The organism is Flavobacterium sp. FG68, assembly GCF_057808895.1.
On the sequence record NZ_JBMDIY010000029.1, the window covers coordinates 48,549 to 60,700 of the forward strand.

Consider the following 12,152-nt stretch of genomic DNA (forward strand, 5'->3'; position numbering starts at 1 on the left):
CATCTTAGAAGCTTTTTTGCTAATCAAAAAACTTAGCAATTGTACTGTAAAATTCATCAGGAACAAAAGGTTTTGTAATTACGTCGTTCATTCCAAAAGATAAAAGCATATCCCTGTTTTCGTCAAGAGAAATGGCCGTTAATGCAATAATAGGAGTTGTTTTATCAAAGTCTCTAATGTGCTGCGTTGCTGTAGTTCCGTTAATTCCGGGTAAATGCACATCCATTAAAATCATATCAAAACGTTTCACTTTTAAAAGTTCAACCGCATCTTCGCCATTGTCGATAATTTCACAGGTAATCATTTTGTTTTCAAGCATTTTACGCGTAATCATTTGATTGATTTTATTGTCTTCGATCAGTAAAATAGACTTGTGTTTTAATTGTTTGTCGTTATATGGTTTTTCTTCTGTAACAGCTTCCAAAGGTTCGTTATTAATTTTAAAATTTAGTTTGAAAGTAAAAGTTGATCCTTTGCCAACTTCACTTTTTAGTTTGATTTCGCCTCCTAAAAGTTCGATTAATTTTTTAACAATAGTAAGACCTAATCCTGTACCGCCGTATTTTCGGTTCACTTCGACAGAACCTTGTGAAAAACTTTCAAAAACGGTTTGAAGTTTATCTTCGGGAATACCAATTCCGGTATCGACTATTTCAAAATAAACGGTTGCATTTTCATCTTCCTGTCCAAATAATTTAGCAATTACATTCACATTTCCGTTTTGAGTAAATTTTAATGCATTGTTAATCAGGTTTAATATAATTTGAGATAATTTGGTTGGGTCACCAATTAAGTTATCTGGAATTGCATCGTCTATTTCTAAGTTGAAATAATTTTTATTAGCCGTTGCCAGTTCTTTTAAAGAACTTTGAATATTAAAAAGCAATTCTTTTAAATTAAAACTAATATTTTCAACTTCAACTTTAGTCGAGTCAATTTTATTAATTTCAAGAATTTCGTTTATAAAAGTAGTAAGATAATTTCCGGAGAATTTTAGAGATTCTAAATATTTTAACTGTGTTTTTTTCGGGTTATCTTCAAGAAGTAAATGCGTGATTCCGTTAATTGCATTTAGGGGTGTCCGCAGTTCGTGACTTACAGTCGATAAAAATTCTGATCTCGCTTTTGAAGCTTTTTCGGCTTTGTTTTTTGCCAGAATAAGTTCTTTATTTTTTTCTCTTAAAAGTAAATTATTCTGATTACGAATAATATTGTTTTTGTATAAAGCCAAACTCAAAAGAGATAAAATCGAAATTAAGGCAATCGCCAAAATACTAACTAGTTTAGAATAGCGATACGTTTTAAGCTGGATTTTTTCTTCGCTTTCCCGTTTAAGAGTATTGTTTAAAGTCTGATTTTTTTTGAATTTTTGAAATTCGTTGAAATCTATTTTGGCATTTTTTAATTTTAGAATATAATTTTCTAATTGATAATGCTCGTCCAAATAAGAATAGGCTAAATCAAAATTTTTGTTTTGTTTATAGTATTGACTTATTGCTAAAGTTATTTTTGATTTTTGAGAAAGATTATTTGTTTTATCTGTATAATCAAGCGCTTTTTCAAAATAAATCATAGCAGAATCATTCCGTTTAAGCTGTGTTTCAATTAATCCGAGTTGATAATAAGAATCACTTTTGGTTTCTAAGATCAATGGATTATCCGGTTTTTTGATAATTTTTCGGAAGGTCTTGGTCGCTTGATAAAAGTTTTTATTTGTTTTAAATGCGATTGCTTTTTGATAGTCTAAAATTTCAGAACTATCAATAATACCAAGCTGGTTTAGAAGTTTTTGAGCTTTTGCATAATAAATATCTGCTGTTTTATAGTCGCCTTTTGCAGTATTTACAGCGCCAATATATTGTAAGGCTAAGATTTTGGTACAAGTTGGTTTTAGGCTGTCAAAGGATGAAACACTTTTATGAAAGTTTTTTAATGCTTCGTCGTACTTCCGCTGATTGTAGTAAATTTTTCCAAGCTTAAAAGTCTGGTTGGCTAAATTTTCAGGAATGTTATTAGTTTCGCAAAAATCAATTGATTTTTTAGTGTAAAAAACAGCCTCATTGTACTCTTTACTGTTTAATTTTTTATTGGCCAGTTTATTATAATAGGAAACACTATCTGTATTCTGTTTGATTTGAGAATACAAAAATGAATTAAAAAAACAAACAACAGATAAAAGATAGTACTTCATGTATGGCAGAGCATTTACAATGAATTCTTATGTTTTCCTTATCAGTAAAATCAAATCAATCAATCTTGATGAATAGCCAATTTCATTATCATACCAACCCACAACTTTTACCATTTTATCAATGACAGAAGTTAATTGTGCATCGAATAAGCACGAATGCGTATTGCCAATTATATCAACAGAAACGATAGGATCTTCTGTGTAATCTAATATTCCTTTTAAATTTGTTTTTGAGGCTTTTTGAAATGCAATGTTAATTTCTTCAATCGTAACAGCACGCTTAACATTGAACGTGATGTCTGTTAATGAACCATCTGGAACCGGAACACGAATGCCGCAGCCTCCAATTTTCTCATGCAATTTAGGAAAAATTTTTGTTAATGCCTTAGCTGCACCTGTAGTTGTTGGAACAATTGACTGACTTGCGCCTCTAGCCCTGCGTAAATCCTTATGCGGCTGGTCATGAAGACTTTGGTCTGTTGTGTAAGAATGTATCGTTGTAATGTATGCTTGCTCAATTCCGCACAATTCTTCAATGATTTTTATCATTGGAGCAGCGTTATTTGTTGTACAGCTCGCATTTGAAACAATATTTTCTGTTCCGTCTAGTATATTTTCATTAACTCCAAGAACTACTGTTTTAATAGTATCAACTTCTGATGGTGCAGAAAGTATCACTTTTTTTGCTCCGGCTTCAATATGTGCATTTAATTCTTCATGCATTTTATATTTTCCGGTCGATTCAATTACAAAATCTATTGAATGACTTTTCCAGTCTAAATTAGAAATGCTTTTTTCGTGAAAAAATAAAAAATGCTTTTCGTTTACAATAATTCCTGTTTCATCATAACTTACAGCATAAGGCAGAACTCCATGTATACTGTCGTATTTTATTAAATGTGACATTGTTTTATTATCAGCAATATCATTAATTGCAACGACTTCAATTTCAGGATTATTTATAAGAAGGCGGAATAAATTTCTTCCAATTCTTCCAAAACCATTAATAGCAATTCTTGTTTTCAATGTTTTGTTTATTTGTTGAATCGTTTAACCGTTTAATCGGTTTGACAATTAAACGATTAAACAATTAAACTTTTTATAAAATATGTTTTTGTGCTTTGTATGAAGAACGAACAAGAGGTCCGCTTTCTACATGACGAAATCCTAATTCAAGACCAAATTTTTCGTATTTGGCAAATAACTCAGGCGTGATAAATTCTTTTACAGGTAAATGTTTTTTACTTGGCTGTAAATATTGACCAATAGTAACAACATCAACGTTTGCATTGCGTAAATCTCTCATTGTCTGGTAAACTTCTTCTTCAGTTTCTCCAAGGCCAAGCATGATTCCAGATTTAGTTCTGTTTATCCCTTTTTCTTTTAAATAACGTAAAACTTCTAAACTACGATCATATTTTGCCTGAATACGAACTTCGCGTGTTAAACGACGAACGGTTTCAACGTTATGAGAAACTACTTCAGGATTTGCTTCAACAATTCTGTCAATGTTTCTTTCAATTCCTTGAAAGTCAGGAATCAAAGTTTCAAGAGTAGTGTTTGGGTTCATTCTACGGATTGCTTTTACAGTTTCTATCCAAATGATAGAACCTCCGTCTTTTAAATCATCTCTGTCAACACTTGTAATTACAGCGTGTTTAATGTTCATGATTTTTATAGAACGAGCCACTTTTTCAGGTTCGTCCCAATCTACCGTTTCCGGGCGTCCGGTTTTAACACCGCAAAAACCGCAGGAACGAGTGCAGACATTTCCTAAAATCATGAAAGTTGCTGTTCCTTCTCCCCAGCATTCTCCCATATTTGGGCAGCTTCCAGAGGTGCATATCGTATTTAAGCTGTATTTGTCAACTAAACCACGTAGTTCAGTATATTTTTGTCCAATAGGTAATTTTACCTTTAACCATTTCGGTTTTGCAGGCGGTATGTTTTCAATGACTGTTTCCATATATCATAAATCTGAATACAAAGATACGGAATGTTGTTTATTTGGAGATGCTAATTTACTTTTCGTTTACTTTTCATATCTCCTAATGTCATTTAGGATTATGAAGTTCAAGTATTAATAGTTTGACTATAAATACGTTTTAAGCTTATCTTTTTAATTTTTACTTAAGATTTTGATAGTAAGACTAATATTTTTAAAATTTCACATTTAACCTTAATCTGTTGCAAATTTGACTTTTTTAGACAATGAAAGATTTACGCTGTAATATTTTTGCTGTTAATTTAATAATAGTTTAGAAAAGACATGAAAAAGAAATTTATTGTATTAGGAATTTTATTTGCAGCTTTTGGTTTTACTAAAATGAACGCACAAATACTTTCAGATAAAACTATGGGAGCTTTAGGTAAAGGAGTTTCAGGATTTACTTTTAGCGATGCAGATGCTGCAGCTTTAGCGAAAGAATCGATTGCAGAAATGGATGCAAATAATCCTGTTGCCGCAGCTACAGACGGTTATTCAATTCGTTTAAATCGTTTATTTGGAAAACATACTTCAAGTGAAGGAGTTACTTTAAATTATAAAGTTTACTTAGTAAAAGATATTAATGCTTTTGCTTGTGCAGATGGAAGTGTTCGTGTATTTGCAGGTTTAATGGATATTATGGATGATAATGAATTACTAGCCGTTATTGGACATGAAATAGGCCACGTAGTGAATCATGATACAAGAGATGCTATTAAAGCTGCGTATAAAAAAGAAGCTTTGTTAGATGCCGCTTCATCACAATCAGGAAAAATTGAGACACTTACAGGATCTCAATTAGGAAAAATAGGAAGCGCAATGATCGACAGCAAACACAGTAGAAAGCAAGAGTCTCAGGCAGATACGTTTTCATATGATTTCATGAAAAAAAATGGTTATGATGTGAATGCGGTGGAATCTGCTTTTAGAATTTTGCAAAATTTAAGTGAAAGTGCAGAGGCATCTTTTATTACCAAAATGATGAGTTCACATCCGGATTCTGGAAAAAGAGCCGATGATGCTAAAAAAAGAGCAGTAAAAGATGGTTTGTATAAAGAGTATGTACAGCAGAAAATTGTAAATACTGCACCTGCAAAAACAACAACGAAAGCGCCAGCAAAAGCAACTGCTAAAAAAACAACAACAAAAAAGAAGTAATTTTTGTGTAAAAAGTAAAACCGGTAATTCTACAGAATTTACCGGTTTTTTTTTGATCGTTATATCAGAAACACCTACAATATTGCTAAATAGCTCATTTAAAATTCATATCTTTAATTTGTTAAAAAAATAAACTTTGTGTGAAATGAAATAGCATTTATGTTATTTACATTTGTTGTTAAATTGTAATTATAAAAACATGAAAAAAAGATTTATAATAGTAGGACTAATATTTACAGCATTTGGTTTTACAAAAATGAATGCACAGATTAATTTTGGTGAAAAAGCGATAGGAGCAGTTCAAAAAGGTGTGGCAGCTTTCACTTTAACAAATGCAGATGCTGCAGCATTATCTAAAGAAGCAGTTAGAAAATTAGACTCTACTAATCAGGTAGCGCCAGCAACTGATGGTTATACTTTGCGATTAAACAGGGTTTTTGGAAAACATACAGCAGGCGATGGTTTTACTTTAAATTATAAAGTTTATAAACTAAAAGAAGTAAATGCTTTTGCAACCGCTGACGGAAGTGTTCGTGTATATTCAGGATTAATGGATATTATGGATGATAACGAATTGTTAGCTGTAATTGGTCACGAAATTGGACACGTTGCTAATAATGATTCAAGAGATGCAATGCGTGCGGCTTACCAAAAAGAAGCTTTAATTGATGGAGCATCATCACAATCTGCTAAAATATCTGCAGTAACAGACAGTCAGTTAGGAAAAATTGGAAGTGCTTTAATCGATAGCAAACACAGCCGTAGACAAGAAACAGAAGCTGATTTATATTCTTATAACTTCTTAAAGAAAAACGGTTATAATGTAAATGCAGAAGAATCTGCTTTTAGGATTTTAGCTAAAATGAGTGAAGGTGCAGAAGCTTCATTTATCGATCAAATGATGAGTTCACATCCTGACTCTAAGAAAAGAGCAGATGATGCAAAAGCAAGAGCTGAAAAAGATGGAGTTTACAAACCATACGTTCAGCAAAAAATCGATAATACAGTTCCTAAAAAGACAACAACGAAAAAAACGACTACTAAGAAGAAAAAATAGTTTTTGATATAAAGTAAAAACGGCAGATTTAAATCTGCCGTTTTTTTTATTTCTAAATTACCCTAAAACATGATGTGCTAAAACTTTTTGCACATCGTATACGTTTACAGATTTATTGAATTGTTTTACAATACTTGGATTTAATTCGCTTGAAACCCAGATTTTTAATTCAGCATCAAGATCAAATGTTCCCGCAGTTTCTACACTAAAACGCGTAATACTTTTGTAAGCAATAGATTTATATTCAGTTTTGCTTCCTGTTAATCCTTGTACATCAACCAGAATTAATCTTTTATTGGTGAAGATAAAAGTATCACGAATAAGTTTAAAACCCATTTCAATTTCTTCGTTATCTGTCAAAAGCTGATCGTATTTTTTAAGTAAATCTTCCTGACTTACTGTACCGGCATTGCCCATAAGAGCTGAAAATATTCCCATTTCTTTTTATTTTTAATTGATTAATTGTCTTTAAAATATCTTGTAAAAATAACTAAAATGAAGAATAAAAAAGTTTTATAACCATTAAGAGATTAAGAAAAATTAAGCTGAAGGTTATTTTTAGCCATAAAAAAAGCAGAACCTAAATTCTGCTTTTCTTTTTATATTATATATTTTATTTTTTATTCAGTTTGTCCTGTTTGTATTGTTATTGGAAGATTGTACGCTGTACGAACTGGTTTTCCAGCTAATATTCCCGGAGCCCATTTTGTTTTTAAAGATTTTAAAACTCTAACAGCTTCTTTTCCCATTCCAAATCCTGGATCATTTTTAACAATAATGTCAGTCATTGTGCCATCTTTTTCGATTACAAATGAAACATACACACGTAATGTTTTTTCTGCATCCAATTCTGGTTTTGTAAAGTTATTTCCAACATAGTTGTAAAACTTTTTAATTCCTCCAGGAAACTCTGGTAATTTGTCTAAAACTGATACGTTAACAATCGTAGTTCCAGTATCACCCGTATTAGCAATTGCAGGTTCTCCGCCAGTATTTCCAGGTAATACATTTGTACCAGGTCCATCTGTTCCTACTGCATTGTCTACATGAGGAGTATTGTCCACGTTAGCAGCGATAGTTTGTGTGGCCTGATCTGTAGGTACTATAACCGGATTTGTTAATTGACTTGACGTTACTGGTGCTGTTGCTGCCGGTGGTGTTGATTTCATTGGTGGGGCAACAGGATCCTTTATTTTTGGAACCACTATTGGATCAACATCAGTTAAAGTAAGAGGCGTAATAGGAATAGGCTCAGTCTCAACAGGGTCAATTGTTCTAAATTTATTAAGCAACATCGATACACTTCCTATGGCGGTTAGTAACAACAAGGCCATAAATAGCGCCGTAACTGTTGTTTTAGAATTTTCCTGGCGTAATTGGTACGCTCCGTACTCTTTGTTTTTGTTTTCGAAAACAAGATCGATCCACTTGTTTTCATAGATGCTTAATTTAGTCATGATTTTTGGATTTTAAGGTTAAGTAACTTTAAATCATACGCGATAGTGAATTGGGTTTAAGCAAACAACGTAGAAGTTGTTGTTTTAGTGTGTGAATAAATTATCTTTTTAAGAAAAAATATGATTATATCTTATTCTTTTCTTAAAGATAATAAATTTATCTATTACGTTCGATAATTTCTGCTAATAATTTTTTAGCACGAAGTAATTTGACCTTTACGTTGCTTAGAGGCTCATTAATTTTGTCAGCAATTTCCTGATAGGACATTTCCTGAAAGTAGCGAAGCTGAATTACTTCCTGATAATGGGGTTTTAATTCTTTGATGCATAAAAGCAAACGGGAGAGGTTTTGCTCTTTAATTAATGCATCTTCTGCAGATGGAGTAGTGTCGGCAATATTGTATGCCTGTTGGTCTTCAGTATCAGTGATTTCAATAAAAAGATTGGTTTTCTTTTTACGTAATAAATCAATATAGACATTTTTTGCAATCGCAATTAACCAAGTGTTGAACTGAAATTCTGGGTTATAAGAACCTATTTTATCAAAAGCTTTTGAGAAAGTTTCAATGGTAATATCTTCTGCGGTAGTTTCATTTTCTGTACGTTTAAGCATAAAGCCATAGACTTCATTCCAGAAATAGTCTAATAAAAAAGTAAAGGCGACCTGGTCACCTTTTTTTGCTTTTTCTATTTTAGAATTTATTTCCAATATACAGGTTTTGAAAAAATATTAGTTATAAAGATATTAATTTGTGTTACAATAAGCACAATTTCTAATACTGGAAACCAAATTTTAATATCATTTTCTTTGAGTTTTCCTGCAGAAAAACCAATTACAGTCCAAACTACAGTATAACGTGTTGCTAAAATTGCTACAACAGCAATCCATTGAAATTGAAACGCCAGCAGAATTATAACTGATAAAAAGAAAAATAATTGTGAAAAATAGAAAAGTCCCAATTGAAATTTATCAAAAAACTTATAATGCTCAGCCGTAGAAACGTGTCTTCTTTTTTGTGTAAACCAGTCTTTAAAAGATTCTTTTGGTTTTGAATAAGTAAAACTTTCCGGCGTATACGATATTGTAGTATTTAATTTGTTTGCCGCCTGATTGATAAACAAATCATCATCGCCGGAACGAACCTGAATATGATCAATAAAACCATTTACATTAAAAAACTCCTCTTTTTTATACGCTAAATTTCGTCCAACTCCCATATACGGAAGTCCGGCTTTTGCCCACGAAAAATATTGAACAGCAGTTAATATGGTTTCAAAACGAATAATTTTATTTAATAAAGAATTTTCTATTTTTTCATAACCTCCGTAACCTAAAACAATAGTTTTTTCTGTATCAAATTGTGAAGTCATTGATGTAATCCAGTCTTTTGAAGTTGGATAACAATCTGCATCTGTAAAAAGTAAGTAATCTTTTTTTGCTGCTTTAATTCCTAAAGTTAAAGCGTATTTTTTATTTCCCCAAAAAGCTTCATTGTTTTCAACTTTAACAAGGCGAATGTTGGGATATTTTTGCTCAAATTCTTCAAATACTTCAAGCGTTTCATCACTTGATGCATCGTCTATTAAAACAATTTCAAAATCAGGATAATTTTGCTCTGCTAATAAAGGAATAAATTTCTTTACGTTTTCTTCTTCATTTTTTGCACATACAATAACAGAAACCGGAATATTCTTTGGCGTAACATCTTGAGGTTTAGCAAAAGCAAATTTTCCAAAAATTCCTAAATAATAGAAAAGCTGAATAAAAACAATAGCAATAAAAAAGTAAAGTAAAATTATAAGCATATGGTTTTAATGTCTGTTAATGTTCCAAATTTTGCGAGAACAAAGGTAGTTATGAATTCCTAATTTTCAATGTTTAATATCAATTTACTTTCGGCACTTTGACATTTCTTTTGCAATTGCAATAGACTGAGGGTTTTCTGTTTTTTCCAGTTCCGAAATTATGTTTTTATAATTATGATCATCGCGGTTTTGAGACAATTTTTTGGTAGCCTGAATTTCACCAATTTCTATTTCAAAACCAAAAATCCCTCTGGCTTCGCGCATCGTTTTTTCTGATAAATTTTCAACACGAACAGGATTTTCAGAATTTGCTTCGTATTTATCAACAAGCTTTTTTAGCTGTTCTACAGATGTAGTATAATCTACAATCTTAATTCTTCCATAAACATGTACGGCTATATAATTCCATGTTGGTACATTTTCATGATCGTACCAAGAGGATGAAATATAACTATGCGGACCTGTAAATACGGCCAAAACCTGATCGTTTTCTGCAAAACCTTCAGCTTGCGGATTCAGTTTAGAAATATGTCCCTGCAGGATTTCTTTTCCATCAGCATTAATTTCCAGTTCTATCGGAATATGCGTGGCACATAATTTCCCGTTAGTCTGATTGATCAGAATCCCAAAACTATTCTCTTTTAAAAAAGTTCTGATTGATTCCGGATCTTCATCTTTATATAGCTCAGGTGTGTACATTTTGAGAATTTATTTTCAAGATTTCTTTGTGATGCATTCACTTCAGCATCAATATGGGTTCTTAAAGTTTTCAAAACGAAGATAAAGATTTGCGGATAATTCAAAGGTACTTTCTGTAACTTTTTCGGTTTTTGATGTGTTAATTTATAAGGAAGTTTTTTTAATCATCAATATAAAATTCAGTTCGTTTTTTTTGAGTTCAAATAAATCTGAATTACGCTTAGATATAAAATAGTAACTCCAATAAAAGTAAAAATTACGCCTTCGATCAGGCATTGTGTTCCAAAATCATCAGAGCAAAAAGTTCTGATGGGACGGAATAATTGGGATATTATTTCTTTTCTGAAAAACTTAACCCTTAAAAGAATGTACAATACAATTGCCACTATAATTGTATTAAGTGATGAAAGTTTACTTTTCCAGTTTATAAAAGCAAGTGTGCAAATACCTATTAATGAACCTAAAAATATCCAAACGTATACGCTGGGCCAAAAGTTGAAAATGCCTTCATTTGTGGGTAATAATTTGTCCCAATATTGAGAATGTTGATATTGGGAATGTGTTTCTGCCCAGATGATTTTTTCCGATACGGTGTAAAATCTAAGCTGCAGAATACCATTTATCAGGAAAATCAATCCGAATATTTGGAGCAAGATAACTTTGATATTTAATTCTTTCATTAAGGTTTGGTTGGTAAGCTGGTAAAGTCTGAGTTTTTTTAGATAACATTTACTTCAGCTTCAATTTGAATGCCAAAGATTTCGAAAACGGTTTGCTGCACTTGTTTCGAAACATCTAAAATTTCCCGACCCGTTGCGTTTCCGTAATTGACTAAAACCAAAGCCTGATTTTTATGAACTCCCGCATCGCCAAAACGTTTTCCTTTAAAACCTGCCTGTTCAATAAGCCATCCCGCAGGAACTTTTACTTCGGTTGGTGAAACTTCATAAAACTTCATTTCAGGGAATTTTTGATGAATTTTTTCGAAATCAGATTTCAATAAAATGGGGTTTTTAAAGAAACTGCCGCTGTTTCCTAATTCTTTTGGATCAGGTAATTTGCTTTGTCTGATAGCAATTACAGCGTTGCTTACATCTTTTAAAGTAGGTTCAGAAATATTGTTTTTAGCCAGTTCAGCTAAAATATCTCCGTAAGATGTATTGATTTTATGATTGCGTTTTGTCAATTTATAAATTACCGAAGTAATAATAAATTGATCTTTTACTTCGTGTTTAAAAATACTTTCGCGATAACCGAAATTACATTCAGTATTGGTAAAAGTTTTTATTTCCTGAGTTTCGATGTTTATTGCTTCACAGGAAACAAAAGTATCTTTGATTTCAGTTCCGTAAGCGCCAATATTTTGAACCGGAGTTGTGCCGACATTTCCCGGAATTAGAGACATATTTTCTAATCCGCCAAAATTATTGTCGATTGTCCAAAGTACGAAATCATGCCAAGTTTCCCCAGCCTGACTTTCAACCCAAACAAAATCATCATCTTCCTTTATGATTTTTTTTCCTTTTAAATCGATATGAATGACCAAAGCGTCAATATCTTTTGTTAAAAGCATATTGCTCCCGCCGCCAAGAATAAATTTCTTTTCGTTTTTGTTTTCTTCTAAAATAGTTTTCAGTTCTTCAACAGAATGTACTGCGACAAATTTTTTGGCTTTAGCTTCAATACCGAAAGTATTGTAGTTTTTTAAAGAAAAATTGGATTGGATATGCATGTGTAAAAGGTTTTTTAATCTGAGGTCAAAAGTAAGGATTATAATTTATTTCAATTGAGTTTTGA

12 protein-coding genes are annotated in these 12,152 nt (G+C 31.8%); 2 read left to right on the forward strand and 10 right to left on the reverse strand.

What is annotated here, in order from left to right:
- Window positions 1-19: 19 nt before the first annotated feature.
- The 3 genes from ACODSB_RS17535 to lipA form a co-directional block, all read right to left on the reverse strand.
- Window positions 20-2,191, reverse strand: coding sequence for a tetratricopeptide repeat-containing hybrid sensor histidine kinase/response regulator (locus ACODSB_RS17535; protein WP_488938000.1), 2,172 nt, complete (start codon window positions 2,189-2,191; stop codon window positions 20-22).
- A 27-nt stretch (window positions 2,192-2,218) separates the two neighbouring features.
- On the reverse strand, window positions 2,219-3,217 hold the full coding sequence (gene gap, locus ACODSB_RS17540; RefSeq protein WP_488938001.1) for a type I glyceraldehyde-3-phosphate dehydrogenase: 999 nt from the start codon (window positions 3,215-3,217) through the stop codon (window positions 2,219-2,221).
- A gap of 73 nt (window positions 3,218-3,290) precedes the next feature.
- Complete coding sequence (gene lipA / locus ACODSB_RS17545) at window positions 3,291-4,157, reverse strand: lipoyl synthase (protein WP_053472411.1); 867 nt, start codon at window positions 4,155-4,157, stop codon at window positions 3,291-3,293.
- Window positions 4,158-4,460: 303 nt separating this feature from the next.
- Here lipA and ACODSB_RS17550 point away from each other — a divergent pair, with 303 nt between their 5' ends.
- A complete protein-coding gene (locus tag ACODSB_RS17550) occupies window positions 4,461-5,336 on the forward strand; it encodes a M48 family metalloprotease (RefSeq protein ID WP_488938002.1) in 876 nt (291 codons plus the stop codon).
- Window positions 5,337-5,535: 199 nt separating this feature from the next.
- Window positions 5,536-6,393 (forward strand): M48 family metalloprotease, encoded by an 858-nt coding sequence (locus ACODSB_RS17555; RefSeq protein ID WP_488938003.1) that lies wholly within the window; start codon window positions 5,536-5,538, stop codon window positions 6,391-6,393.
- Between the two features lie 57 nt (window positions 6,394-6,450).
- Here the strand turns inward: ACODSB_RS17555 and ACODSB_RS17560 are convergent, their stop codons facing one another.
- From ACODSB_RS17560 to murB, 7 genes are all read right to left on the reverse strand, one after another.
- A complete protein-coding gene (locus tag ACODSB_RS17560) occupies window positions 6,451-6,831 on the reverse strand; it encodes a PH domain-containing protein (RefSeq protein ID WP_488938004.1) in 381 nt (126 codons plus the stop codon).
- Window positions 6,832-7,013: 182 nt separating this feature from the next.
- Complete coding sequence (locus ACODSB_RS17565) at window positions 7,014-7,850, reverse strand: energy transducer TonB (RefSeq protein ID WP_488938005.1); 837 nt, start codon at window positions 7,848-7,850, stop codon at window positions 7,014-7,016.
- 157 nt (window positions 7,851-8,007) lie between these two features.
- Entirely contained in the window at window positions 8,008-8,559 is a 552-nt protein-coding gene (locus ACODSB_RS17570; RefSeq protein ID WP_053472407.1) for an RNA polymerase sigma factor, read from the reverse strand.
- On the reverse strand, window positions 8,550-9,656 hold the full coding sequence (locus ACODSB_RS17575; RefSeq protein WP_053472406.1) for a glycosyltransferase: 1,107 nt from the start codon (window positions 9,654-9,656) through the stop codon (window positions 8,550-8,552). The genes ACODSB_RS17570 and ACODSB_RS17575 overlap by 10 nt, the downstream gene beginning before the upstream one ends.
- A gap of 84 nt (window positions 9,657-9,740) precedes the next feature.
- Window positions 9,741-10,355 carry an FMN-binding negative transcriptional regulator gene (locus ACODSB_RS17580; protein WP_488938006.1) on the reverse strand — a complete coding sequence of 205 codons (615 nt, stop codon included), beginning with the start codon at window positions 10,353-10,355 and terminating at the stop codon, window positions 9,741-9,743.
- Window positions 10,356-10,534: 179 nt separating this feature from the next.
- Window positions 10,535-11,035 (reverse strand): hypothetical protein, encoded by a 501-nt coding sequence (locus ACODSB_RS17585; protein ID WP_488938007.1) that lies wholly within the window; start codon window positions 11,033-11,035, stop codon window positions 10,535-10,537.
- 38 nt (window positions 11,036-11,073) lie between these two features.
- Window positions 11,074-12,087: a UDP-N-acetylmuramate dehydrogenase gene (gene murB, locus ACODSB_RS17590; protein ID WP_256636016.1), complete on the reverse strand. Its 1,014-nt coding sequence runs from the start codon at window positions 12,085-12,087 to the stop codon at window positions 11,074-11,076.
- Between the last annotated feature and the right edge of the window lie 65 nt (window positions 12,088-12,152).

Bases quoted from the DNA above. Each gene is read 5' to 3' on its own strand.
- ACODSB_RS17535 (WP_488938000.1), bottom strand. From the start codon at position 2,191: ATGAAGTACTATCTTTTATCTGTTGTTTGTTTTTTTAATTCATTTTTG.
- lipA (WP_053472411.1), bottom strand. From the start codon at position 4,157: ATGGAAACAGTCATTGAAAACATACCGCCTGCAAAACCGAAATGGTTA.
- ACODSB_RS17550 (WP_488938002.1), top strand. From the start codon at position 4,461: ATGAAAAAGAAATTTATTGTATTAGGAATTTTATTTGCAGCTTTTGGT.
- ACODSB_RS17555 (WP_488938003.1), top strand. From the start codon at position 5,536: ATGAAAAAAAGATTTATAATAGTAGGACTAATATTTACAGCATTTGGT.
- ACODSB_RS17560 (WP_488938004.1), bottom strand. From the start codon at position 6,831: ATGGGAATATTTTCAGCTCTTATGGGCAATGCCGGTACAGTAAGTCAG.
- ACODSB_RS17565 (WP_488938005.1), bottom strand. From the start codon at position 7,850: ATGACTAAATTAAGCATCTATGAAAACAAGTGGATCGATCTTGTTTTC.
- ACODSB_RS17575 (WP_053472406.1), bottom strand. From the start codon at position 9,656: ATGCTTATAATTTTACTTTACTTTTTTATTGCTATTGTTTTTATTCAG.
- ACODSB_RS17580 (WP_488938006.1), bottom strand. From the start codon at position 10,355: ATGTACACACCTGAGCTATATAAAGATGAAGATCCGGAATCAATCAGA.
- ACODSB_RS17585 (WP_488938007.1), bottom strand. From the start codon at position 11,035: ATGAAAGAATTAAATATCAAAGTTATCTTGCTCCAAATATTCGGATTG.
- murB (WP_256636016.1), bottom strand. From the start codon at position 12,087: ATGCATATCCAATCCAATTTTTCTTTAAAAAACTACAATACTTTCGGT.